This is a genomic window from Pedobacter westerhofensis (assembly GCF_900182595.1).
Taxonomy (GTDB): Bacteria; Bacteroidota; Bacteroidia; order Sphingobacteriales; family Sphingobacteriaceae; genus Pedobacter; species Pedobacter westerhofensis.
In genome coordinates, this window is sequence record NZ_FXTN01000006.1 from 238,320 (window position 1) to 264,244 (window position 25,925).

The following is a 25,925-nucleotide window of genomic DNA, read 5'->3' on the forward strand; positions in this document are numbered from 1 at the left end:
AAATAATTTAACCACAAAAGAGAATGAACCCAAACCTGTTAACCGACCTTGTCACCATGAAAATGCCTTTTGGCAAGTACAAAGACAGGCTGCTTTGCGACCTTCCGGAAACTTACCTGGTCTGGTTCCACAGTAAGGGTTTTCCTCCCGGCAAGCTTGGAGAGCTTTTAGGGACGATGTATGAGATCAGGCTAAACGGGCTGGAGTATCTGCTCCAGCCGATCAGAAGAGGCCGCTAGTTGAATACCAGGTACAAATAAGCATAAACGATAGGCGCAGCGATCAGCAGGCCGTCAAACCTGTCTAGCAAGCCACCATGGCCGGGCAGCAGATTACCCGAATCCTTCGCATTTAAACTCCTTTTAAGCATAGATTCTACAAGATCGCCCAGCGTTCCGAAACTCACGATCAGCACTGCCATTCCGGCCCAGATCAGGAAACTGATTTCTGTAAAAAAGAATGATATGATAAATGAAACCAGTACACTGGTAAACATTCCGCCAAAAAAACCTTCCCAGGTTTTCTTCGGTGAGTGCCGCTCAAACAGTTTATGTGCGCCCAGTTTCCTGCCAAATAAGTATGCACCGGTATCACTTGCCCATAACATCAGTAAAAAGGCCAGGGGCAGATGAAAGTTGTACAGGTTCCAGTCGCTCAGAAACCCAAGGGAATAGTAAAAGCAAAAGGGAATGGTCACAAAAAATAAACCTGTAAATGTATATGCTATATTGGTAAAAGGCGATTGTGCCTTTCTGTACAGTTCAAATAAAAACACCGAAGATATCAGCGGGATCAGCAGCAACAGGTATTTGCTCTCTACCTCAAAGAAATGATACGCCGCAATCAGGAGAAAAACCAAACCGCTAAGGATTAGCCCAGCCCCAGCATGTGGCTTCACATCAGCCGTCCTGATCAGTTTATAAAACTCTGCCAGCGCTAAAACACTCAGCAGCAAGTAAAATCCTGTAAAAGTATAAGCGCCCAGAAAGATCGAGCCCAGCATCACAATAGTGAAGAAAAATGCCGTTATCGCCCTTGTTTTCATTCGCTCTCCGTCGATTTAATATAGGCTTCGGCAGCGTCCTGATCAGTTTCACTAACCATCACATCAACCGTACCGAATGTCTGGTAAGAAGAATCTTTTTTATTCATAATTACTGCCGCAATCTCATTTTCAATTAATCCTTGTTTAATGATCTCTGCGGTAATCGCATCCTGTGTTGTATAAACCTTAATCCAATTGTTCTCCATTGCCCTGTGTGGTTTTATCCCTAAAGTATTTAAATAAAAATATGGTCAAAATTAAGCTAATAACATATGCATACCATGGAAAATATGCAGAATTATCTGCCTGGTCCAGTGGGATATGGTGTGCCTGCAAATACCAGGCTTGGCAAACCGCATACGCATTGTTCAGAAAGTGGGCAAACATCGCGTACCATAAACTTCCCGTCCACAGGTAGATATACCCAAATGCAGCTCCCAGTAACAACCGTGGAAAAAAGCCGAAAAACTGCACATGGATCGCACTGAAAATAAAAGCAGATACCCATATCGCGATATGCGGATTATGGAACATCCTGCTGAAAGATCTTTGTATCCCTCCCCTGAAAAGGAATTCTTCTGCTACAGCAGGTAACAGTGCAATGATCAATATATTGATCAGAAACTCTCCGAAACCCCTGATCCTTAGTAATAAAATCGTCATATTCATCGCTGCATCCTCTTTCTCCCGCATCCAGTTTTCCAGGGATTCTAAAAAATCAGGTAAAATCATTTTCTGATTGATCAGGGTAATCCACTCCATCAGCGGAAGAGAGCAGATCATCAGGAGCAATACAACCAGCAGAAGTGCAGGCTGCGGTTTTTTAAACCCATAAAAAGTAGTGATACGCGTTTTTTCAGTGATAGCAAGCAGGATAGGCGGCATCAGGAACAAACATGCCGAGGTAAGTCCCTGCGCTATTCTTAGTCCGTCGAGGTAAGCCGGATCTCCCCCCGATAATCCCATAGCATTCTGCATGATCCCTGATCCATACAGCAAGACCAGTGCAATGATACTTAAAACTGATCCTAAAACAGCTCCTGCGAGCGCATAACAGGCAAGGATAAGCAATTGGGTATAAGCAGATTTTTCTTCTCTCGGGGCCAGACTGAAATTCATTATTAGGGATTTTTGTACCTTTGTATCTTAAATTTTGGATTGAAGATAGAAATATGTCTGTAAAGATAGGAAATATTGACCTGGGAGAATTCCCTTTATTGCTTGCGCCCATGGAAGATGTAAGCGATCCCCCATTCCGTTTTGTTTGTAAACAAAGCGGGGTAGACATGATGTACACAGAATTTATATCTTCTGAAGGACTCATCCGCGATGCCGCAAAAAGCCGTCAGAAACTAGATATTTTTGAATACGAAAGACCAATAGGTATCCAGATTTTTGGCAGCGAAATTTCTACGATGCACGAAGCTACGGAAATTGCTACTCTGGCCAAGCCAGACCTTATCGACATCAATTATGGCTGCCCTGTAAAACAGGTGGCCTGTAAAGGTGCCGGTTCTGCTTTACTGCAGGATATTGACAAGATGGTGAAAATGACCGATGCCGTAGTGAGGGCTACTCATTTACCCGTAACCGTAAAAACCCGGTTGGGCTGGGACGATAATACCAAAAACGTTGACGAAGTGGCTGAAAGGCTCCAGGATATAGGGATCCAGGCACTGACCATTCATGGCAGGACCCGTTCACAAATGTATAAGGGAGAAGCCGACTGGCGGATGATCCGCGATATTAAAAGAAATCCGCGTATTAAGATCCCCGTTTTTGGCAATGGCGATATAGACAGTCCGCAAAAAGCATTCGAGTGGCGCCGTGAATTTGAGGTCGATGGCATTATGATCGGCAGGGCTGCCATAGGTTATCCATGGATTTTCAGAGAGATTGCCCATTACTTTAAAACCGGTGAAAAACTGGCCGGCCCTACTGTAGAAGAAAGGGTATTGGTTTGCCGTACCCATCTTGATAAATCTATTGCCTGGAAAGGCCCTAAAGTTGGTATATTTGAGATGAGACGCCATTATGCCAACTATTTCAAAGGTTTGCCGGATTTTAAAAATTACAGGATGTTGCTGGTGAAAGAAGATAATATCGAAATCATCCACGCTATATTAGACGAAGTGTCAGATAAATATCAATACATCCTGCCCGACGGAGAAATGGCGTGATTTTTGAAAACACTGAACATAAATATCTTTAAAATGGTTACAGCGATTACACAGGGCGTTAAAATTTCAGTAGATACGGTCTATCAGGAAGAATACTCAAATCCTGAGAAAGAGCATTTTATGTTTGCTTACCAGATCACAGTAGAAAATTTGTCTGACTATGCCGTACAGCTCATGCGCCGCCAGTGGTTTATTTTTGATTCCAATGGTACGCAGAGAGAAGTAGAGGGAGAAGGTGTTGTAGGTATTCAGCCGGTAATAGAACCCGGAGAAAGCTATTCTTATGTGTCAGGCTGCAATTTAACAACTGATATTGGTGCGATGTCAGGTACCTATCTGATGCACCGTGTTACCGATGAAACAGACTTCAGCGTGGATATTCCGGAATTTCAGCTCATCGTACCTTACCGTTTAAATTAATTCCGGTTTCTTCCAAAAAGCATCGAGGCATAGTACAGGAGGTTTGCAAGGGCACCCAATGCCGCCACTACGTATGTCATTGCCGCCCACCACAGTGCATCTTTGGCCTGTGAATTTTCTTCTGCGGTATTCATCACACCACGATTATTTTTTAGCCAGATCAATGCTCTTTTGCTGGCATCAAATTCTACCGGAAGGGTGATAAAGCTAAAAACAGTAATCAGCGCAAGTCCTGCCACACCAATACCCAGTACAATGGGATTACCGGTAAAACCGATCAGCAGGATCCCAATGATGAGTACCCACTGTAAAAGATTGGATGATATACTAACAATTGGGACCATCGCAGAACGCAGCTCCAGCCAGTGGTATAACTTTGCGTGCTGAACTGCATGACCACATTCATGGGCCGCTATAGCGGCCGCAGCTACACTTCTTCCATAATAAACGTCAGTGCTCAGGTTAACTGTTTTATCCGCAGGATTATAATGGTCGGTCAGTTGTCCGTCCAAACTCATTACCCTTACATCATATATGCCATTATCGTGCAGCATCTTTTCGGCCACTTCATGACCGGAAAGACCAGAATTCAATTGCATTTCGGCGTATCTGGAAAATTTGCTCCTGAATTTCCATTGCACAAACATACTTGCAATTAGCATCGGAATTATAAAAAACAAATAGGTTCCCATCTTGTTATCGTGTATTTTCTCATTCCTGGTAAAACAAAAATTGTTCCTAACCCAACTACAATCTGCTTAATAATTTAAAAAATAGCCTAAATCAGTGTATTACGGCTCATATGGCCAAAAAACACGATTATGTTCTGCCCATTTGTCCAATATATATATGTATTATGTCCATAAAAAACATCATAAAAACCAATTACATCCCCTGTAAATACTAATAGGTTTGTTAAACTGGTTTATAATACAGATTTTTGATAAAAATATTAGTAAATGAACAGTATCATCATTGTATTGCTGGTTATGGTAATGGCCGCTCTATTTTTCCTTTTGTTCAAAAAACCAGTGGCGGATACCGGCGGACAGTTGGAGATGTTTAGTTTGAAAGAGGCAGAACACCAGCGCAACCTAACGTATTACAGGGAAGAAAAACAGCGTCTGGAAGATGAACTGGCAGATCTCCGTACAGGATTTATGAACGAAAGGAGCAGGGCAGTAAAGGCTGAAGAGATCCTGAACGCACAGATAGAAAAACAGGTCCAGCAGGATAAATATATCGCAGAACTGCAGCAACAGTTTAAACTTCAGTTTGAACAGATAGCCAGCCAGATCCTTGAAGAAAAAACTTCCAGGTTTACATTACAGAACAAAGCCAGCATGGAACTCATTTTAAGCCCGCTGAAGGAAAATATAAAGGCATTTGAGGAAAAGGTAGACCGCGTGTACAAAGCGGAGTCAGACGAGCGCAATATACTCAAGGGCGTCATCTCACAACTGATGGATCAAAGCAGACAGATACAGGAAGATGCAAACAACCTCACTAAAGCGCTCAAGGGAGATAATAAAAAACAGGGAAACTGGGGAGAGATTATACTGGAGAGGGTTTTGGAACGCTCGGGCCTGGTAAAAGACCGAGAATACCGCATACAATCAAGTTTCAGTACTTCAACCGGGAACCGTGTACAGCCTGATGTGATTATTGATCTTCCTGATGATAAACACATTGTGGTGGATGCCAAGGTTTCCCTTATTGCTTATGAAAAGTATGTTTCTGCAGAAACAGAAGAAGATAGGGAAATCTATGTCAGACAGCATCTCTTATCTTTGAAAAACCACATACAGGATCTTGCTGGTAAAAATTATCATGCTCTTTACCAGATCAATTCACCGGATTTTGTATTGCTTTTTATTCCGATAGAATCTTCATTTGGTATTGCAGTGCAGAAAGACGCGGAGCTTTTCAACTATGCCTGGGACAGAAAGGTAGTCATCGTAAGCCCCTCAACATTACTGGCTACACTACGTACGATCTCCAGCATATGGAAACAGGAGCGGCAAAACAGGAATGTGCTTGAAATCGCTCGCCTCAGCGGTACGATGTACGATAAATTTGTAGGTTTCCTTTCAGATATGGAAAGTATCGGCAGAAACATTAAACAAAGCCATGATGCCTATGACAAGGCCATCAGTAAGCTCTCTTCCGGTACCGGAAATTTAGCTGCAACCGCTGATAAAATAAAAAAGCTGGGTGCAAAAACTACGAAACAAATTGATCATAAATTCCTGGACCCAGCCTTAACTGAAGACGATATTTTATAGTTTAAATGCGTTCCATCCCTGAGCTTTCAGTTCATGGACTACATTTGATTTGGATATCATTTTGCATCCTGATGGTTTATCCGTGATGTGGCCGATCACACTGATGTCTACATCGTGTTTTAGTTTGGTATAATCATCCTGTCTGATCGTAAAAAGCAGCTCATAATCCTCTCCGCCATTTAATGCACAAACCGTGGGATCTATACCCAGCTCCCTTGCAGTTTCATAGGTCATTGGATCTATCGGCAGTTTATCCTCATAGATCGTACAGCCTTTATCAGATTCTTTGCAGATATGCATAATCTCAGAGGCAAGTCCGTCAGAAACATCAATCATCGATGTAGGGATAATCTTCATTTGTGCAAGCAGATCTACGATATCTCTTCTTCCTTCCGGTTTCAGCTGTCTTTCAATGATATAATCTTTTCCTTCCAGATCAGGCTGGATGTTAGGATTTTCAAGAAAAATCTGCTTTTCACGCTCCAGGATCTGTAAGCCAACATATGCACCGCCAAGATCTCCGGATACACATAACAAATCCCCTTCCTGAGCACCGTTCCTGTATACAATATCGGCTTTCTCAGCAAATCCTATGCTCGTTACACTGATCACCAGGCCCTGTTTGCTCGACGAAGTATCCCCGCCAATCAGGTCAATATTAAATTTATTACAGGCCAGTTCAATCCCCTTATAAATTTCCTCTACGGCCTCAAGCGGAAATTTGCTCGATAAGCCCAGCGAAACCGTGATCTGGCTTGCTACTCCATTCATAGCATAAATATCGCTTAAATTGACCTGAACGGCCTTATAGCCTAAATGCATCAGCGGTACATAAGCCAAATCAAAATGAATTCCTTCCAGCAGTAGGTCTGTAGAGATCAGCATCTCTTTATCCCCGGCATGTAGTACTGCAGCATCGTCTCCAATACCTTTGATACTGCTTTCATGCCTGATTTTAAAATTATCAGTAAGGTGCCTGATCAGGCCAAATTCACCTAATTCTGCCAGATCTGTGCGTTCTTTATTTTCAAACATATTTTTTTCTTTATAATCCCAGACTGGCTGATATTTCCAGCATTCTTTCGATTGGTTTTCTCGCTGCGGCAATGATATCTGCCGGTACAGTAACTTCCGGCGTACCGTTTTTCAAACACAGATAGAGCTTTTCCAATGTATTTCTTTTCATGTAAGGACAATCATTACATGCACAATTGTTATTTGGCGGTGCCGGTATAAATGTTTTACCGGGACAAGCTTTCTCCATCTGATGGATAATGCCGCTCTCTGTTGCCACAATAAACTCTTTTGCATCGCTTTTTATAGCGTAATTCAGCAAGCCTGTAGTAGAGCCTATATAATCTGCCATCTGCAGCACTGCTTCTTCACATTCAGGATGTGCGATAAATTTAGCACCTGGGTGACGCTCTTTTAGTTTTGTGATTTTCTCCCTTGAAAATATCTCATGAACCATACATGCACCGTTCCACAACACCAGGTCTCTCCCAGTTTTCTTTGCCACCCATGCGCCCAGGTTTTTATCAGGACCAAAAATAATTTTCTGCTCTTTTGGCAGGCTTTCTACAATCTGAACCGCATTGGTAGAAGTACAAACGATGTCGCTCATCGCTTTTAGTTCAGCTGTACAGTTCACATAGGTAATCACAAGGTGGTCCGGGTATTTCTCCTTAAACTTTTTAAACAAATGTGGAGGACAACTGTCTGCTAATGAGCATCCTGCTTTAACATCAGGTAAAAGAACTGTCTTTTCAGGAGAAAGTATTTTAGCGGTTTCTGCCATAAAATGCACCCCGGCAAATACAATCACATCAGCTTCGGTTTTTGCGGCTTCCTGGGAAAGGCCTAAACTATCCCCTATATAGTCCGCAATATCCTGTATATCAGGTTCTTGATAGTAGTGCGCCAGCACTATTGCATTTTTCTCCTTTTTTAGCTTTTCAATTTCATCAAAAAGATCAAGTGTTGGGTCGATACTTTCTTCTACAAATCCTCTTCTGTTTAATTCTTCTAAGGTATCCATTTTCAACGTTTCAATAATTAATAATTATTTAATATAAATAGACTTCTATTGTTTATTAGTGTGTTAGTAATGTTTGTAACTCCGGGTATTTTATTCGTTTAAATGATTTGTTCTATAGTTACCAACATATAAATGAGATTTTACTGACAAATAACCGCTGATTTACAATCAGATATTTTTAGAACTTAAAACTTATCAATATGAATATGTTAATTGTTAGTAGTGTAGTAAAAAGTTAATAACTGATGCAAAGTTGCTCAAAAATAACTTAAAATATTGTGTGTAATTCTCATTTTCCCTTAGCTTTAAACATTCTTAAATAGTTCCTCTATTTATTTAGACATGTAATTAACACTTTTCCAACGTTGTTAACAAAGCGGTGGAATTAGCAAGAATCAATGAGAAACGCGGATTTTTTAGTAATAGGCTCAGGTATTGCCGGTTTAAGCTTCGCCTTAAAGGCAGCCAAACACGGCAAGGTAATTATCATTACCAAATCAAATGAAGATGAATCAAACACAAAATATGCCCAGGGCGGTGTGGCTGTGGTTGTAAATAAGGACGATTCTTTCGAAAAACATATTCATGACACTTTAATTGCGGGAGACGGGCTCTGTGATCCGGATATTGTTGAAATCGTTGTAAAAGAAGGTCCACAGCGCATCCAGGAGATTATCGACTACGGAATTAACTTTGATAAAAACCCAGCCGGGGTGTATGATCTGGCCAAAGAGGGCGGGCATTCTGACCACAGGATTTTACATTATAAAGACGTTACAGGATATGAAATTGAGAGCGCCCTGCTGAGGCAGATCCACGAAAATGACAATATAGAGATATTAACACATTACTTCTGTTTAGAGTTAATTACCCAGCATCACCTTGGTGAGTTTGTTGACAAGGCCTCTAAAGATATTAACTGTTTTGGTGTATATGCCTTTAATACAGAACTTAACGATGTTGAAAAGATCTTGGCAAAGGTGACTATCCTTGCATCAGGCGGCGCCGGGCATGTGTATTCCAGCACCACAAATCCCGTGATTGCCACAGGCGATGGTATGGCTATGGTGTACCGCGCTAAGGGCAAATTGCGAAACATGGAGTTTATTCAGTTCCATCCAACGGCCCTGTATAACCCCGGAGAGTATCCTTCCTTCTTGATATCGGAGGCTGTAAGAGGCTTTGGAGGCGTTTTAAAAAGGAAAAACGGCGAAGAATTTATGTATGAATATGATGAGCGGGGCTCGCTTGCGCCACGTGATATCGTAGCACGTGCAATCGATTCTGAGATGAAAAAATCCGGAGAAGACTTTGTTTATCTGGATATCAGGCATCGTAAAAAGACTGACATACTGGCACACTTTCCGAATATTTATGCAAAATGTTTATCAATAGGTATAGACATGACCAATGATCTGATCCCTGTTACCCCAGCTGCGCATTATATGTGCGGAGGTATCCTGGTGGATGACTATGGAAGATCATCTATCAATCATCTGTATGCCTGCGGCGAATGTTCGTCCACAGGCTTGCATGGGGCTAACCGGCTTGCATCAAATTCATTATTGGAAGCCCCGGTATTTGCACACAGAATTTACCTGGACGCGATCGAAAGATTTAAGAATAATACCATACCGGATAACATCCCCGACTGGAATGACCATGGAGTAGTACAGTCTGACGAAGATATCCTGGTTACGCATAATCTACGCGAAACACAGAAATTAATGAGTGATTATGTAGGTATTGTGCGTTCCGATTTCAGGCTTGACCGTGCAATGCGCCGCCTGTTTTTATTACATGAGGAAACAGAAGCTTTTTATAAAGCGAATCAGGTTTCAGTAAAACTCTGCGAACTGCGTAATGTGATCCAGGTTGCATTTGTTATTATAAAATCGGCGATGTCGCGTAAAGAAAGCAGGGGATTACATTATACCACTGATTATCCCGGCCACGCAGATGAACTTGTGGATACTATTTTTTAATTTTAATTATGCCAGTTATTCTTCCTGTTTTAGATAAAAGCCCGGTATGGGGCGACAATTCTTTTATAGCACCAAATGCTACTATCGTTGGGGATGTCACTATGGGCAACAACTGCTCTGTATGGTTCAATGCTGTTATCAGAGGTGATGTAAACAGCATCACGATTGGTAACGATTCCAATATCCAGGATGGTGCTGTAATCCATGCTACTTATCAGAAAGCGGCAACATATATAGGAAACAGGGTCTCTGTAGGGCATAATGCAATTGTGCATGGCTGCACGCTCAGAGACCATGTTTTAGTAGGTATGGGAGCGATTGTGATGGATGATGCAGTTGTGGAGGAATATTGTATTATAGCAGCCGGTTCGGTGATACTGGAGCGCACAGTGTGTGAGAGCGGTTATTTGTATGCTGGTGTACCTGCAAAAAAAATAAAGCCCATTACTGAAGAGCAACGGGCTTTATTGAATAAATTACCTGATAATTATATCATGTATTCCGGCTGGTTCAGATAGTGAAGCCAGTCGGTTGCAATCATTATTGTTCTTTTGGAAGAGTGATCGTTTCATTTCTGTCCCAGTTTGCGCGGATGGAAAGTTCCTTTGTTTCGTTCCATATTTTTTCGGGCTGTAAGCCTGCTTTTACGTCCCCAGTATCCCATATCCCATTTTTATTACTGTCGTAGATAATCCTGATAAAATATCTTCCGGCACGGTAATTTGCAAACTTCACAGTCGTATCGTGTGCTACAATAAGTGTATTTACCACGGCTTTTGCTTCGTTTGTGATTTCAAGCAGGTACTGCTTATCAGGTTCGGGCACCACGATTTTGACTACCAGCGTGCCGTAGTCATCTCTTTTGGCCAGCTGGAATTTCTTGCTAAACTCTTTATTCTTAACCTTAAAAATCGCTGTAAAGGCCCCTGCTGCAAACTTGATGTCATATGGGGTATTTGCCTTCCATGGATAGATAAAGTTGTAGGAGAGCAGGTCTGCACTGTCCCTGCGAAGTGTAAAGCCTGTTACTGCTACAGAATCTTCCAGCACTGTAATTTTAGTAGGGTCTACCTCTTCTACAGGGATGCCAAAAGAGAGTTGGAGCGGCCTGTTAGGGTTTAACAAATTTGCTTCAATATTATCTGTAGCTGTTACCGTACGGGTGTAAGTATCTTTTTTCCCCCTGTTTAGCTTGATGGTTTGGAGCAGTTTACCATCATCTGTAATGCTTACCTTGGTAGAGTCAAAGCTAAGGTCGTTTAGCCAAACCTTAACAGAATCGTTTGTTTTGTTGAATTTTACTATTTTTCCCGCATCAATATTTTTTGGTTCCATGATGGTGATCCCGGGTTTTTTCAGCTTCTGGTTAAAAGCAATCGTGATACTTCCATCCTGGTTTAATCTTCTGTCATTTACCCTGAACACTTTGGCCTCTTCCTTAAAGATAACCATGTTTACGTTTTGAGTATCTCTTTTTAAAGAGATTGGTTCTTTAACAAAGCCAATCTCATCAGAGCTTTGCTGATAGATTTTATCACTTCCCTGCTCTTTGAGTGCATAGATCTTATAGCTTTCTGCTCTCAGGTTATTGATCCTGTAATTTCCGCTGCTGTCTGTCAGTGTATAGATAGATGCTTTCTTTTTTCCAAACAGGGTATCCCTTGCAAGTGGAAATACAAATGCCACACCTTCAATTACAGGTTTTCCCGTTTGCGAATCCTTAATGTTACCAGAGATGCTTAATGAATCAAGTTCAGTTCCTGTTGCAAATACATAACTGAAGTTTTTAACCACATTGCCTTCATTTACGTCTGCAATCATTTTACCAAAATTCAAAGTGTAGGTAGTATTTTTTTCAAGAGTGTCTGGGAGGGTAATCTCCAAAGATTTGTTCTTTACTTTTAATACCGGCAAAACTTCTACATCCGGTGATATGGAAAATTGTTTCTGCTGATCTACCAGTTTAAAATATTCATCAAACTGGATTACAATTTTTTTTGCTGTAAAATTTCGGGTCAGATTTTTTGGAGTAACAGAAAGGATTTTTGGTGGGGTTTTGTCTTTTGGCCCGCCCTGAGGTCCGGCTCCAATGCTTGCACAGCCCGAAAAAATCAATAGGATCAAAAAGGCTGGAAATAATTTTCTCGTAAGCTGTAATAAGTTGTTTTTAGCCATTTATATGCGATATAATAAACTTATCTATGTTTTGGATTGATATGATTCAGAAAATTTTAAATTGGCTTATATCTCTTTAAATAAAGCCAATTTAAAATAGACTTTCTATGATGCTAAGACATTGATAATCAATTGAGTAATTCTTATTTACTGATATGGACCATCAAAACGGAGATATCCGAAGGCGAAACTCCCGAAATACGTGAAGCCTGGCCCAGTGTCCGAGGCTTGATCTTCAATAATTTTTCTCTTGCCTCTTTTGACAGGGATCCAAGCTGTGAATAATCAAAATTAGGATTGATATCTTTATCCTCCATCTTTTGCATCTTGTTCACGATTTCCTGTTCTTTCAGAAAGTAGCTTTCATATTTGATTTTGATTTCTGCCTGTTCTATAGTTTCCTGGTTAAAAGTGCTCAGATGTTCATCAAAACTTTTGCTGACTTTTCTGAGATCTTCAATACCTACCTGTGGTCGGCTCAGCACACTGAATATTTTAACGTTCTGTGTAAGGGCGCTTGAATTTAAAGTTTCCAGCATTTCATTTGCTTCCGTCATTTCAATACCTTGTTTACGGGTAAAGGCAACAATCTCATCTGAGTCGGCAATCTTCCTGTTGACCTTTTCCAGTCGTTCGTCGCTGATCAATCCTAAAGCATGACCGATAGGGGAGAGCCGGATATCGGCATTATCCTGGCGCAGTAACAATCTGTGTTCTGCCCTTGATGTAAACATGCGGTAGGGTTCTTCCGTACCTTTGGTTACAAGATCGTCAATTAATACTCCTATATACGATTCAGAACGTTTCATGATCAGCTCATGCTGGTTGGCCACCTTCTGATGCGCGTTTATACCTGCGATAAAACCCTGGCTAGCAGCCTCTTCATACCCAGTTGTACCATTGATCTGGCCAGCAAAGAACAAATTTTGTATTAATGTGGTTTCCAGCGTCAATGAAAGCTGTGTAGGTGGGAAATAATCGTATTCGATGGCATATCCCGGCCTGAACATTTTTGCATTTTCAAACCCTGGAATTTTTGTTAAAGCGCGGTATTGGACATCTTCCGGAAGAGAGGTAGAAAATCCGTTCACATAAATTTCAACTGTATTCCATCCTTCAGGTTCTACAAAGATCTGGTGACGGTCACGTTCAGCAAAGCGGTTAATTTTATCTTCAATGGACGGGCAATATCTTGGACCAAGTCCTTTGATCCTTCCGGTAAACATCGGCGATTTTTCAAAGCCTTCTTTCAAAGTTTCGTGTACTTCGCTGTTGGTATACGTGATCCAGCAGCAGCGTTGATCGGTGGGCCTCTCTACATCTGTGTAAGAAAATCTTCCCGGATTTTCATCACCCCATTGTTCTTCCATCAGAGAATAATTCAGTGATCTTCCGTCCACTCGGGGAGGAGTCCCTGTTTTCATTCTACCTGCTTCGAAACCTATTTCTGTTAATTGTTCAGTAATGCCGGTCGCTGCTTTTTCTCCGGTCCGGCCTCCGCCAAATTTTTTCTCACCGATATGGATCACACCATTCAAAAACGTACCATTTGTGAGCACTACACTTTTCGCACTGATTTCGGCTCCGATTGAAGTTTTAATACCTACCACTTTATTGTCTTTGATGATCAATCCGCTTACCATGTCCTGCCAGAAATCGACATTGGGTGTTCGCTCCAAAGCCAGCCGCCATTCTTCTGCAAAACGCTTGCGGTCTATCTGGGCACGTGGACTCCACATCGCAGGGCCCTTTGATAAATTCAGCATTCTAAACTGAAGTGTTGTCTTGTCGCTAACGATTCCGGAGTATCCTCCCATGGCATCAATTTCCCGGACTATCTGTCCTTTTGCCACGCCGCCCATTGCAGGGTTGCAGCTCATCTGTGCGATGGTTTCCATGTTCATGGTAACCAGTAATACCGAAGAACCTAAGTTTGCTGCAGCCGCCGCGGCTTCACATCCCGCATGTCCGGCACCTACAACAATTACATCATATTCTTTAAACATTTTTATTTATGCTTTATGTTTCACGTGGAACAAGGTCTGTAATTTGCGTCCAGAATGCTTGGTGTTCCACGTGGAACGTTTGTTTTTTATATTGTCCTGAAGGCTTGTCTGAATATCAGGATCAGCCACAGCGCTTTAAATTAGCTTGTTTTGTTTTTCTTTTCAGACAAATCCAGCCATCTTTCCATTGTTTGTTCTAATGTATTATTAATACTTTCGATTGACTTTGTCACGGCTTGTATCTCCTGGTAGTTTGCACTGTCTATGGAAAGGAGGGAAGCAGTTAATTTTTCAATTTCGGCTTCTGACTGTGCAATCAGAGCTTCTGCATCATCAAGTTCCTTCTGTTCTTTATAGCTTAGTTTATTTGTAGCTGGAACAGTTTCTTTGGCTTTTACGGCCGCAACAGGTGTTTTTTCTTTTGGTAAATCAAGACTCAGTCTGTATTCAGAATAGTTGCCATTATATATGTTAACAACACCTTCACCTTCCATAATAAACAATTGCTCACTCATCTTATCAAGGAGATATCTGTCGTGAGATACCAGGATCAATACACCCGGAAAGTTTTCAAGAAACTCTTCCAGCACATTCAGGGTATCGATGTCCAGATCATTTGTTGGCTCATCCAGAATCAGGAAGTTAGGATTTTGCATGAGTACTTTCATTAAATGCAGGCGTTTCTTTTCACCTCCACTCAACTTCTCTACCATACCATGCTGCTTTTTAATTGGGAATAAGAACAGGGTCAGTAATTGAGATGCGGAGATCGTTTGTCCGTCGGCCATCTTGATATATTCAGCATCTTCAGTAACAATATCAATTACTCTTTGCTTGTCATTGAAAGCCAAACCACCTTGCTTGTAATAACCGTACACTGTAGTTTCTCCGGTACTTACATGACCTTTTTCAGGTTGCTGAAAGCCGGTAATAATGTTCAGCAGGGTTGATTTACCTGTACCGTTTTTTCCCGCAAGTCCAATACGGTCTGAACGTTTAAAAACATAGCTAAAGTCTGAAATGATTTTCTTTTCACCAAAAGATTGACCAATATGATCCAGTTCCAGGATCTTATTTCCCTGGCGGGACATTTTCACATTCAGGGTTACATTTTTATTATCCGTCCGTTGTTTTGTCTTATTGTCCAGATCATAAAATGCATCAATCCGGGCCTGGGATTTTGTGCCCCTTGCCTGCGGCATTCTGCGCATCCATTCAAGTTCCTTTTTCAAGAGGTTCTTATTTTTATGGAAAGTACTTTCATCGGAAGCTTCGCGCTCAGATTTCTTCTCCAGGAAATAGGCATAGTTTCCGTTGTAATTATAAATCTTGCCCCTGTCCAGTTCTACGATTGTATTACATACATTATCCAGGAAATAGCGATCATGCGTTACCAGCAGAATAGTTTTATTGCCCGTTGTCAGAAGTTTCTCCAGCCACTCAATCGTATCAATATCCAAATGGTTGGTAGGTTCATCCAAAACATAAATTTCAGGATCTTCAATCAGCAGTTTGGCCAGGGCCAAACGTTTTTTCTGACCACCGGATAATGTAGATATCTGCTGCTGCAAATGATTTATACCCATGCGGCTTAAAATCGTTTTGATTTCATGCTCGTATTCCCAGGCGTTATGCTCGCTTAGTTCTTCATATAAACGATTCAGCGTTTTCTCATCAGGATTTGGGTCTTCAATTAATTCTTCATATTCCTTGATCAGTTGCTGCTGCTTATTTTCCTGTGAAAATATAAAATCACTGATGGAGTACCCGTCCGGGAATGAAGGTTCCTGATCCAGGAAACCAATCTTCACAAATTTATTTTTTACGATTTTTCCTTCCAGAGGATTAAACCGCTCGGCCAATAATTTTAATAGCGTACTTTTACCGGCACCATTAATCCCGACAAGTGCTACGCGCTGCCCGGTCTGGATGCCTAAAGTTAAATTCTTGAATAACCATTCATCATGGTAGGCATGGCCTAAGTTTTCTGCTGCAATTAATGTGCTCAAAGTATTTTTTTAACGAATTATAGGATAAGAAATTACCTGCAAAAGTAAACATAATTTGCCGGTATAGTATTGATCTGCCGGGAGTGGCAGCATATTAGTGATAAATTACTGTTTGCTGACCTCTGGCAGACGTTATCCGGGTGCTAAATCGGATTGATAGAACGGTAATATATTGATATTCAGTATAATGAAGAATATTACAAAGGTGAGGATGCCGGTTTGAGGTTTAACAGCGCAAGGTATTGATCTTCTTTTTGTGTCATCATTGTTTTTGCGGCTTTCCCTTTGTCCTTATAACCTAATAAATGTAATGTTCCATGGATCATTACCCGGCATAATTCCTGCTCTGTGGTGCTCTTAAACTGCCCTGCGTTTTCCTGTATACGTTCTATACTGATAAATATATCGCCAAGGATCGTTTTAAGCCCCTCAGAGTTATCAAAAGTAATTACGTCAGTATAAGTGTCATGTTTAAGATATTGCTGGTTCATAGCCAGTAAATATTCGTCAGAGCAGAGAATAAAGTTCAGCTCTTCCAGCTGATATCCTTCTGCAACGATCGTTTCATTGATCCAGTTTCTGATCCGGATCTTATTTTTTAGGGTGTACTTTACTTCTTCAGAGAAAAAATAGACTGGTGCCTTACGCATATGAATGGTTTACTTTGGCAAATTTAGTGATTTAAAATATGCTGTTATTTTATTTTTATAATAGTAATTGAGTGTGGGGGGAAGCTTTTGAAGGAATTCTTTTTCACTGAGATTGCTTTTTTTAAATTCTTCCAGCAGTTTCGGATAGGATGGAGGATAATCCCCGCCAGCCTTACTTTCCCTTTTTCCCTCTTTATCCTGATCGCGGCTTGCCTTTTCGGCATCAAGCAATTTTGTGGTAATACTCTTCTGGCGTTTGATTGTTTCCTCTTCGATACGTTTATTGATCAGGTCTGACTCTGTCATTTTCATCTCTTTTACCAGCTGGTTCAGGTTGCCGAGGCCGCTCTTGCCGTCCTTATTTTCTTCGGTATTTATTTTTTGGAGCGCTTCCCTGATCATTTGCTGTTGCTGTGCCATTTTTGCAAAGCCCTCGCTCATTTTGCCTTTAGGTACGCTGCCTTTATTGCCCTCTTTCTCCAGCTGCTGTTTGGCCTGCTCCATGCTTTTATTCAATTGCTCCTGCATTTTCTGCAACTGTTGCATGGATTGTTTTCCTTTGCCTTTGCCCCCGGATTTTGCATTTTTCTTGTTTTTCTCCAGTTGTTCAAGTGCTTCATTCAGCATCAGCGAAAGGTTATTAATGGAGGTCATCGTATACTGCTGGTTTCTAACAGCCTCGGCGGTTCTGCGTTCTCCAAGGCTCTCCAGGCTTTTATTGATATTAAAGTTAATTTTCTGCATCTCCCCGCTAACCGTACTTTCAATCTGGGGAACCCTTTTGCTCAGGGAATACAGGCTGTCGGCAATCGTTTTCATGTTGTCTTTGATTTCGCGCTGCTGCTGTACATTTTTTGTATAGGAAGGGTCACTGGTAATGATATTTTTGAAACTAAGCACTACTTTTTCCTGGTCGAACGAGGTTTTTAAAATGTTCTGAAGCAGCCGGCGCAGTTCTTCGGTGTTCAGATTGTTTTCCATTTCTGCAGCAGATTGATTGCTTTCCTCCATCTTTTCAGCCATTTTCTGCATTTCTTCAGCTGCTTTCTTCTGATTTTCAGCAGCCTTCTGCTGCTGCTGTTTCTCCAGGTTTTCCAGGCTTTGCTGTTGCAGTTCCTGTACAAACTGGCTTTCTTTTTCCATAGGCTGGAAACTATTGGGCCGTTCCAGCGCCTTATTTTTCTGGTCCAGCTGTCTGATATCTTTTTTCAGGTCATTAAACTCCTGTGCAGCTTTGTCCTGCTGTTTTTTAAGAGCTGAGGGTTCTGCGTTTTTTTCCTGTGCTTTTTTACCCAGTTCTTTCTGTGAGTCTGCAAGCTTTTTTAAGCGTTCTACCTGACTTTGCAGATTTTGCTCAAACTCCAGTTGCTTATATAGCTCAAGCACCCTGTCCAGCTCATTTTTCAACGATTTGTTATCCATCGTCATTTTTGACAACTCATTTTGTACCTGATCTTTATTGTTCTGGTCCATTAAACTCTGCAGTTTTTCCAACAGTGCTTTGGTCTTTGGATCGAGCACGTTTTTAAAAAGGTCATCAATTTGTTTCTGCTTGTCTGCAATGGCCATTTTTGATTGCTCCTCATCTGACTGCTCATTGCTGCTTTTTTGTTTTGCCTGCTGTATCTCTTTCACTACATCTTCCAGTTTTTTCTGTTTGTCCAGCAGCTGATTGATTTCTTTTCTATCTTCAAAAGACAAGTCTTTTTTATCGAGCAGGTTTTCGCCCAGTTTTTTGCTGCCACGCTCAACTTCTGCGGCAAGCCTGATTGCCGAATTCATCTGTTTTTTGAGATTGCCGCTTTCTGCATTCTGCTGTTTCGCCAGTTCCTGATCCGATGGCGGTGTGTAAGTCTTAATAGCAGAACGTGTAATTTTGGGGCCATTTACACCATCATTATCTGCAACTTCAAGATAATATTCAATCATCTGCCCGGGCTTTATACTTAGCTTTTTGAGGTTCCAGTAATAGAGAAAGGCATTTTCCTGCTGTGCAGTATGAATAGGAATGGCAGTGCTTACCTTCTTTTTCTCTCTGTTGTCTTCTTTGAGGACATATACAAACTTTAGTAAGCTGAACCCGTGGTCATCAGTAATATTTCCGGTAAAATAATGCGCCTTGCTGCTCAGTGAATCTATAGTTTCTGTCATGCTGATGGATGGCGGAAGGTCGGGTATCACATCGATTTTATGGGTAACAGAATCAGGATGTGCAGAGAAATTGTTTTTTGGTACGATCTGATAGTCCTGGCTTTTTTTAAGGCTTGCCTGATAAGAGGTTTCATTGCCGGAAAAACTTAATTGCCTGGTTTTTCCGCCAAGTGTAAACAGCAGCATTGCGGCATTTTCTGTATAAATCTTCCAGGTGACTGTAGTGCCCTCGGGGAGTACCAGGTCGCCCGCGTTAGCAATGGTCTCGTTCTTTTTTTTCAGATAGGAAGGGTAAACCAGGCTGGCCTGTATATTAAGAATGGAGGGACGTGGTTTTACGGTTAACAGCCAGGCTTTGGAGTCAAAGCCGCCGGCGCTGAAGCGAAAGCTCAGGCTCTGCTGCAGGTTTTTAAATGAGTGGATAAAACGGCTGTTGCCTTTACGTTCGAGTTTGTAGGTATTGAGGCCTTCCTGAAGGTAAACCTCCTGCGGCAGCTGGTCGCCCTTCAGTTCCAGTTCGATGAGCAGGTCGTCGCCCTGTGTTACGGTCATTCCGGGGTTACGAAGAACAAAATTAAAGGGAGCGGCGGGTAAAATTTCTTTATTGTAATGGATAAGGCTCCGGGTTCCTTCCTCCCAGACTACGGGTGCAGTAACAGCGATCAGCACGATCAGTGCCAGCGGAACCAGAAAATATTTTACATATTTTTTATTGTCATTAAAGCTGATGGCTTTACTGAATGGAATAGGTTTCAGCTCATCGATTTTCTGATCGATTCCGGCCAGGATCAATTGATTTTGCGAAGGTGCTAGATCCGCAAGTGCCTTTAGCTGAAGGGTATTGAGTAATTTATCACGTATGGGCTCAAAGTGATTTCCGATCAGGGCGGCAGATTCTTCTAGGCTGAGTATTTTGCTGAGGCTGAGATACGCCAGAATGGGCTTAATAATACCTGCGGCTGTGGAAACAGACAGCAACAGCAGATAGGCAAAGAAAAGAATCGTTTTAATATTAGGCGCGGGGCGGATATAGTACACCAGCACAAACAAAAACAGGTAAAGGGACAGCAGTAGGGCAAGGGTATAGATGACGCCACGCAGCAATTGGTTCAGATAAAATTTTCTTCTGAATTCGTTAATCTTTGAAATTAAGATTTCGTAATTGCGGTCCATTTGAACGGGAATAAAACTAAAGATAAAAAAGCTGCGGCAACAGCGCTAATCCAAATGCATTTTTTATTCCGCAGGGAAATTAAAGGGCATAAAAAAAGCTTCCTGATATCACATCAGGAAGCTTGTACGAATATGGTTATAATAATCTAGATTACTTTAACATTGATCGCATTCAAACCTTTTTTACCGCTTTCAACATCGTATTCTACTTTGTCGTTTTCACGGATTTCATCGATAAGGCCTGTTGAATGTACAAAAATCTCGCTATCGCCATTAGCTGGTACGATAAATCCGAAACCTTTAGTTACATTAAAAAATTTTACTGTTCCTTCTTGCATTGTATTAAGTATTAAATATTAAGTCTGCAAGGTAGTGATAATTTTTTTATAATATGCAAATGCTTCATTTTTTGATGAATATAATTTTTAAAGCTCTATTTTTTCCCTTTTATGCCTTTTACCGTAACGGTTACTTCACTGGTATGCGGCATCCCTAATGTACTGCCGGGTTTAATTTTTAATAAATTTTGTAAATACACACTTGTGATGCCTGCTAAAACTTTTTTGCGGACTTCCCGGAACTCAGGAAGGTTAGTAAAGAAATTGCCAAGGCGCAGTTTGCCGTCTGGAGCCACCAGGATATTGAATTCGTAAACAAAATCCTTATAAGCCTCAGGAATGACCAGGCGGTATGCCGGATAAAGATAATCATAGGCTTCTGTTTTGCCGTTAAGCCGGTCTACATTGCTCAGGCGTTCCACCGAGATTCTGTTATCACGGGGGATCAGTACCGCAACCTGTCTGGCGGCAAATACACTGTCTGTTTGATCCGGATAACGGTTCGCTCTTTCCACCAGTTTTGAAATAAACAGCGTATCTGCCCGGGTAGGCCGCTGCAGTTTTTCAGGGGTGGTATGTAAAACGTTTTTGATATAGCTGTCGGCATAAAACGTCATGTTCACATCAGAGCGGATATCATCAGCAATCTCTTTATGGGTAACCTGCAGGCGCTGAAAAACCAGGCTGTCTTTACTGATGAGTTTAAACCTGAACCATTCTTTCGCAAAATTATAAACATCGCCATGGTCGTACTGCAGATAAAAACCCTGCATGATCTTTTTTGCGGGATCATAGGCAGACATCGTATCAGGTTTTTTGAGCTGGATGATCCAGCTGGGCTCCTGTGCAAAGCCCATACTGTCGTATGAAAGTCCATTGCTGAAACGACGTTTTACCTCTGTATATCTGATCCCTGTAATAGGGCTTAGATCCAGTTTGGTTTTTGGCTCTGGTTTTTCTTTGCCAGTTTTTCCGTTACAGGCAAGCAATAACAAAGCGGAACTTATCATCAGCAACAGGGATCGGAGTACTTTCATAGCAGCAAAACGTTTTCGCGCAAATATAAGATAATGTGTAATAGATACCAGCAAGGTACCTCGTTCGGTGTTTACTTGTTACTACGAGGTATTTACCTTAGATCAACCTCGTATATATAACGGGTTTGGAACGGCTTTCAAACTTGTTTCAAAAGAGTTTGATTCGAGTTGTAGCCGTTTCAAACACGATAGAAACCTGCTTTGAAAGCGCTGTAAATTTAAGGTATACCTAACGTAAACCCTTTTTATAAACCCTCTGTATACGACCAAGATACGAACATCACTCAGACAGAACCCGGAGCGTGCCTAAATAAAAAGCCTCTGCCCGGCAGACAGAAAGGAAATCTGGTCTGGCCGGCAGAGGCTTAAGAATGAGGGTTTACCTCTATTTTTTGGGGTTCAGGATATCGTTGATCCTGATCGCCAGATCATCATAATGTGCTTTAGTCATCGCATCACCTGCAACAGCTCTCGCTTTTGCGATCGTCAGCAATGATTTTAATTCCGCTCTCACCAGTGGCCTGATATCAGAAAGGGAAACATTAACAGGTGTCAAACCAAAATCAGCAATGCGTGAAGGAGCAACTCCCGGAGGCGCCTGCATTTCCTGCGTCATCAGTGTTCCCAAACGGTCTACAAATGACCGCTGCAGATTGCGTTTAAACGCATCCGGGCGACTCGACGGGATAATACTCGTGTGCAGATCTTTGAAGAGCTCAGGAAGTGTATATGCAGCCGTAGCACCATTTTTAGTTTCGTTGTCCAGTAGCCTTGCGATACGTGAAGGAGAAAGGATGCTTCCAAGTGTGCCAGACTGTACAGCTTTGATGTTATTCAGCAATACACCGTTATCAAACTTGTTTAATTGTGCATTGTTGATCAACCATAGCGGGGTATTAAATAACTGGGCATTTAAAAATGCCACGGCTTCTTTTTGTTTGGTTTTTGGCAGGTAAGTATAAACTGCACCTTTCTGGTCGTATGTTTTAAAGTTTTCGCTCATTCCGCCGATATTGGTTGTTACGTGGCCCATATAACGGTTAAACTGAGTGATTACTTCACCATATATCTCTTTCAGGTCGCTGTAGTCCTTGCCTTTTTCATACGTCCATTTTTCTACATTTGGCAGAATACGTTTCAGGTTGGCGATACCATAGGCACTGGCTTTCATCGCGTTGTCTCCAAGGTCTTCATTTTGCAGACGCGGATCCAGGGATGTACCTTGTCTTCCGTAATAATACAATGGGTTTCCTGCTTTGGCAACAGTCCATACATCAAGTTTTTCACGTTCTTTGGCCGGAGATAAATTGCCCGGGAACCAGGTATAGCCCCATTTAATAGCCCATTTATCATATTCGCCGATAGTAGGGTGCAATTGCGTAACGCCGTCCCCCGGTTGTGCGATATAGTTAAAACGTGCGTAATCCATGATTGACGGAGCTGTTCCATGGGTATTGGTAAAAGTTTTCGAACGCAGGGAGTCTACAGGGTAGGCGTAGCTTGAACCAAAGTTATGCGGCAGGCCTAAAGTATGGCCAATTTCATGCGAAGACACAAAACGGATCAGGTTTCCCATTTGCTCATCCGTAAATTTGGCTTTTCTTACTGAAGGGTCTACGGCAGCAGTTTGTACAAAAACCCAGTTTCTCAGCAGGTTCATGACGTTATGGTACCAGCCGATGTGAGTTTCAAGTATCTGGCCTGAACGCGGGTCAGACACGTGAGGGCCGTAAGCATTGGCGATGTTCGACGCAAAATAGCGCACCACTGAATAGCGTGAATCATCTACGCTGAACTCCGGATCTTCTTTTGCTGTTGGTGCTTCTTTACCAATAATAGCATTTTTGAACCCTGCTTCCTGGAAGGCAACCTGCCAGTCGTTAATACCGGCAATCAGGTATGGTACCCATTTTTTTGGTGTGGCAGGATCAATATAAATGACGATAGGTTTTACCGGTTCAACCAGTTCGCCCCTGAGGTAAGCAGCTGTATCCTTCGGAACAAGGCCCCAGCGGTGGATATAGGCTGTTTTCTCAGCTTTTTGCGCATCTGTACCATAATCTGTTTGCGTTTGTCCAAAATAGCCCACTCTTACATCGTTCAAACGAGGTTTTGCAGGTTTTTTTGGCAACAGCAGCATCGAAGTATTAAATTCATAGGTAACAGCCCCGATGCTGTTATCGATAGGAGACTCCATCGTTTTATACGTTTTGCTCGTTACCACTTCAATATTCAGCGGGAAAGTTTTTACAGTATCGATATATGATCTGGTAGGGTCCAGAGCCGTGGTTTTGTAGGCTTTTCTCAGTTCGTCCGTGGCGCCGATCGCCATTATATCACTATTGTAGAAGTCGGTCACATCAATTACCACTCCGCTTGTATCCTTGTTGTAAGCCTTGATGTCAAAGCTGGCAATGATCGTAGAGAGGTTTGAGTTTTTAACAGACTGGTACATGTCTGAGGTACTGTCTGCTCTTACAGAATAGCTGGGCACACGAACAAAAACCTGTTTGCCGCGGCGTTCCCATTGCCATACCTGTTCATTTAATTCTTCACCGCCATATTGCTGGTTGCCCACCGATACGCCGGACGGTACTTTATTTAAGCGCGATACAATCAGCATCTCGCGGTTGAGCAGGGAATCAGGAATATCGAAGAACCAGCGGTCGTCTACCTTATAGGTTTTAAACAGGCCATCTTTTTTTCTCGCTTTTGCGGTAATTATTTCGCTGAAGGGCTTAATGCCCTCTTTTTTTGCTGCAGGTGGAGGCGTTGCAGATGCTCCGCTTGCCGGAGTTTTCTTTTTAGATTTCTTCTGTGCATATAATGCATCACTGCTGAATGCACATATTAAACACATACCGGCAATTGCCAGTAAGTTTGACCTTTTGTTCATTGAGTTTAACAGTTATTAGGTTTATTTTTAAGAGTTCAAATATATTCATTGCGAAAAGTAACAAAGATGTGTAATTATAAAGTTACAACCAGCTTAATGTCAGGTATTTTTGGGTGAGCAAAGCGTTTTTAATTAAATAAATAATACTTTAGTTAGATCAAAGACAATAAAGCTATTAATGAAAATAATTAAACTCCTGGAGTTGCCCCTCCTAAAGGGAATTACATTGATTTCTATCCTGTTTTTGACAGGATGTGCTACCGACCGCAAAACAGAGCGGAAAGTAGAACGCCTATTTAAGAATTCGGCCCTGCTGAAGGGCCATCCTGTAGGCTTTGCCCTTTCTGATCTTGATAAAGGAAAGATGATCTATGAAAAAGATGCTGATAAATATTTCGTTCCTGCTTCCAATACCAAGTTATTTACATTTTATGCCGGATTAAAGCTGCTTCCTGATTCTATCCCTTCCCTGAGATATGTTGAAAGAGGAGATTCGCTGATTTTCTGGGGAACCGGTGATCCTTCTTTCCTCCAAAGCAGGCTAAAAGGCGACCACGCGTTCAGGTTCCTGCGCGACAGTAAAAAGCAATTGTTCTTTTCTCCCGGCAGGTACACGGGTAATTTTTACGGGCAGGGATGGTCATGGGATGATTACAACGACTATTACCAGGCAGAAATAACCGAGCTGCCTATAATGGACAACCTGATTACCATCACTGGCAATAAGGCAAAGGTCTCCGTTTCTCCGCGGCTTTTTAATGATTGCATGGTCAGGGATTCTGCAGCCTTTACAGGAACATTTAACGCTGTCAGGGATTTTAACGAGAACGTTTTGCATTACCCCGGGAAGATAAGCCTACCGGCAAATTTCGAGCAGCAGATCCCCTATAAAACGGGTACAGCCCTTACGGTAAACCTGCTTGCTGATACATTACACCGTGCGGTAGGGATTATTCACCTGGAAATGCCCGTCAGCGCAAAAACAATTTACAATGTGCCTTCAGAGCAGGTGCTCAGGGAAATGATGCTGCCGAGCGATAATTTTATTGCAGAGCAGCTGCTACTGGTGTATGCCAACCAGTTTCAATCATCCTTAAATGGTACAGAGGCGATAAAATACATCCAGGAGAAATATCTGTCCGGATTGCCAGACAAACCCCGCTGGGTGGATGGCTCGGGATTATCCCGGATGGACCTGATTACGCCCAGAGATATCATCACCCTGCTGAAAATGATCGATCAGCAAATCAATAACCGCGAAAAACTTTTCAGTTTGCTGCCTGCCGGCGGTAAGACCGGAACGCTGAAGAGTGCCTATCCAAAAACTGATCATCCCTTTGTATATGGCAAAACGGGATCGCTTTCAGGTGTTTATAACCAAAGCGGCTATGTGCTCACTAAAAAAGGACGCACCCTTAGTTTCTCTTTTATGAACAATAATTTTGTCAGCCCGGTAGCAGAGCTGAAAAAAGAAATGGCAAAGGTGATTACCAGCATCCACGAGAACTTCTGATCCATTAATTAGAATTTTAAGGAA

At 41.9% G+C, this 25,925-nt stretch carries 21 protein-coding genes; 7 read left to right on the forward strand and 14 right to left on the reverse strand.

Features of this window, described 5'->3' with window-relative positions:
* Positions 1–23 precede the first annotated feature (23 nt).
* The gene (locus FN831_RS13525; protein ID WP_142528705.1) at positions 24–239 is read left to right on the forward strand and encodes a DUF3820 family protein; all 216 of its coding nucleotides are present in this window, start codon (positions 24–26) and stop codon (positions 237–239) included.
* On the opposite strand, the gene FN831_RS13530 is transcribed toward FN831_RS13525, so the two are convergent.
* The 3 genes from FN831_RS13530 to FN831_RS13540 are packed head-to-tail and all read right to left on the reverse strand — an operon-like array spanning position 236 to position 2,164.
* The gene (locus FN831_RS13530; RefSeq protein ID WP_142528706.1) at positions 236–1,045 is read right to left on the reverse strand and encodes a phosphatidate cytidylyltransferase; all 810 of its coding nucleotides are present in this window, start codon (positions 1,043–1,045) and stop codon (positions 236–238) included. The genes FN831_RS13525 and FN831_RS13530 overlap by 4 nt on opposite strands.
* On the reverse strand, positions 1,042–1,251 hold the full coding sequence (locus FN831_RS13535; RefSeq protein ID WP_142528707.1) for a putative signal transducing protein: 210 nt from the start codon (positions 1,249–1,251) through the stop codon (positions 1,042–1,044). Before FN831_RS13535 ends, FN831_RS13530 begins: the two co-directional genes overlap by 4 nt.
* Positions 1,232–2,164, reverse strand: coding sequence for a CPBP family intramembrane glutamic endopeptidase (locus tag FN831_RS13540; protein ID WP_142528708.1), 933 nt, complete (start codon positions 2,162–2,164; stop codon positions 1,232–1,234). Before FN831_RS13540 ends, FN831_RS13535 begins: the two co-directional genes overlap by 20 nt.
* Before the next feature lie 53 nt (positions 2,165–2,217).
* Here FN831_RS13540 and dusB point away from each other — a divergent pair, with 53 nt between their 5' ends.
* Both dusB and apaG read left to right on the forward strand, forming a co-directional pair.
* A complete protein-coding gene (dusB, locus tag FN831_RS13545; protein ID WP_142528709.1) occupies positions 2,218–3,225 on the forward strand; it encodes a tRNA dihydrouridine synthase DusB in 1,008 nt (335 codons plus the stop codon).
* 33 nt (positions 3,226–3,258) lie between these two features.
* A complete protein-coding gene (gene apaG / locus FN831_RS13550; RefSeq protein ID WP_142528710.1) occupies positions 3,259–3,645 on the forward strand; it encodes a Co2+/Mg2+ efflux protein ApaG in 387 nt (128 codons plus the stop codon).
* On the opposite strand, the gene FN831_RS13555 is transcribed toward apaG, so the two are convergent.
* The gene (locus FN831_RS13555; RefSeq protein ID WP_142528711.1) at positions 3,642–4,337 is read right to left on the reverse strand and encodes a zinc metallopeptidase; all 696 of its coding nucleotides are present in this window, start codon (positions 4,335–4,337) and stop codon (positions 3,642–3,644) included. The two genes, apaG and FN831_RS13555, sit on opposite strands and share 4 nt — an antisense overlap.
* A 267-nt stretch (positions 4,338–4,604) precedes the next feature.
* Between FN831_RS13555 and rmuC the strand changes: the two genes are divergently transcribed.
* A complete protein-coding gene (gene rmuC, locus FN831_RS13560; RefSeq protein ID WP_142528712.1) occupies positions 4,605–5,930 on the forward strand; it encodes a DNA recombination protein RmuC in 1,326 nt (441 codons plus the stop codon).
* Here the strand turns inward: rmuC and thiL are convergent.
* Both thiL and nadA read right to left on the reverse strand, forming a co-directional pair.
* A complete protein-coding gene (thiL, locus tag FN831_RS13565) occupies positions 5,925–6,965 on the reverse strand; it encodes a thiamine-phosphate kinase (RefSeq protein ID WP_142528713.1) in 1,041 nt (346 codons plus the stop codon). The two genes, rmuC and thiL, sit on opposite strands and share 6 nt — an antisense overlap.
* 10 nt (positions 6,966–6,975) lie before the next feature.
* Positions 6,976–7,968, reverse strand: coding sequence for a quinolinate synthase NadA (gene nadA, locus FN831_RS13570; protein ID WP_142528714.1), 993 nt, complete (start codon positions 7,966–7,968; stop codon positions 6,976–6,978).
* A 398-nt stretch (positions 7,969–8,366) separates the two neighbouring features.
* On the opposite strand from nadA, the gene nadB reads away from it, so the two are divergent.
* Together nadB and FN831_RS13580 are read left to right on the forward strand one after the other, a co-directional pair.
* Positions 8,367–9,953: an L-aspartate oxidase gene (gene nadB / locus FN831_RS13575; protein WP_142528715.1), complete on the forward strand. Its 1,587-nt coding sequence runs from the start codon at positions 8,367–8,369 to the stop codon at positions 9,951–9,953.
* Between the two features lie 8 nt (positions 9,954–9,961).
* Entirely contained in the window at positions 9,962–10,471 is a 510-nt protein-coding gene (locus FN831_RS13580) for a gamma carbonic anhydrase family protein (RefSeq protein WP_142528716.1), read from the forward strand.
* A 22-nt stretch (positions 10,472–10,493) separates the two neighbouring features.
* On the opposite strand, the gene FN831_RS13585 is transcribed toward FN831_RS13580, so the two are convergent.
* The 8 genes from FN831_RS13585 to FN831_RS13620 all read right to left on the reverse strand — a co-directional run bounded on the left by FN831_RS13585 (position 10,494) and on the right by FN831_RS13620 (position 24,388).
* A complete protein-coding gene (locus FN831_RS13585; protein ID WP_142528717.1) occupies positions 10,494–12,128 on the reverse strand; it encodes an Ig-like domain-containing protein in 1,635 nt (544 codons plus the stop codon).
* A 143-nt stretch (positions 12,129–12,271) separates the two neighbouring features.
* A complete protein-coding gene (gene mnmG, locus FN831_RS13590) occupies positions 12,272–14,134 on the reverse strand; it encodes a tRNA uridine-5-carboxymethylaminomethyl(34) synthesis enzyme MnmG (protein ID WP_142528718.1) in 1,863 nt (620 codons plus the stop codon).
* 140 nt (positions 14,135–14,274) lie between these two features.
* A complete protein-coding gene (locus FN831_RS13595; protein WP_142528719.1) occupies positions 14,275–16,143 on the reverse strand; it encodes an ABC-F family ATP-binding cassette domain-containing protein in 1,869 nt (622 codons plus the stop codon).
* Between the two features lie 197 nt (positions 16,144–16,340).
* A complete protein-coding gene (gene ybeY, locus FN831_RS13600) occupies positions 16,341–16,793 on the reverse strand; it encodes an rRNA maturation RNase YbeY (RefSeq protein ID WP_142528720.1) in 453 nt (150 codons plus the stop codon).
* A gap of 9 nt (positions 16,794–16,802) precedes the next feature.
* Positions 16,803–20,117, reverse strand: coding sequence for a DUF4175 family protein (locus FN831_RS13605; RefSeq protein ID WP_142528721.1), 3,315 nt, complete (start codon positions 20,115–20,117; stop codon positions 16,803–16,805).
* A 146-nt stretch (positions 20,118–20,263) separates the two neighbouring features.
* On the reverse strand, positions 20,264–20,455 hold the full coding sequence (locus FN831_RS13610) for a cold-shock protein (protein ID WP_037441187.1): 192 nt from the start codon (positions 20,453–20,455) through the stop codon (positions 20,264–20,266).
* 95 nt (positions 20,456–20,550) lie between these two features.
* A complete protein-coding gene (locus FN831_RS13615; protein WP_142528722.1) occupies positions 20,551–21,492 on the reverse strand; it encodes a hypothetical protein in 942 nt (313 codons plus the stop codon).
* A 385-nt stretch (positions 21,493–21,877) separates the two neighbouring features.
* Positions 21,878–24,388 carry a zinc-dependent metalloprotease gene (locus FN831_RS13620; protein WP_142528723.1) on the reverse strand — a complete coding sequence of 837 codons (2,511 nt, stop codon included), beginning with the start codon at positions 24,386–24,388 and terminating at the stop codon, positions 21,878–21,880.
* 178 nt (positions 24,389–24,566) lie between these two features.
* Here FN831_RS13620 and FN831_RS13625 point away from each other — a divergent pair, with 178 nt between their 5' ends.
* On the forward strand, positions 24,567–25,901 hold the full coding sequence (locus tag FN831_RS13625) for a D-alanyl-D-alanine carboxypeptidase/D-alanyl-D-alanine-endopeptidase (RefSeq protein ID WP_142528724.1): 1,335 nt from the start codon (positions 24,567–24,569) through the stop codon (positions 25,899–25,901).
* The last annotated feature ends 24 nt before the right edge of the window (positions 25,902–25,925 follow it).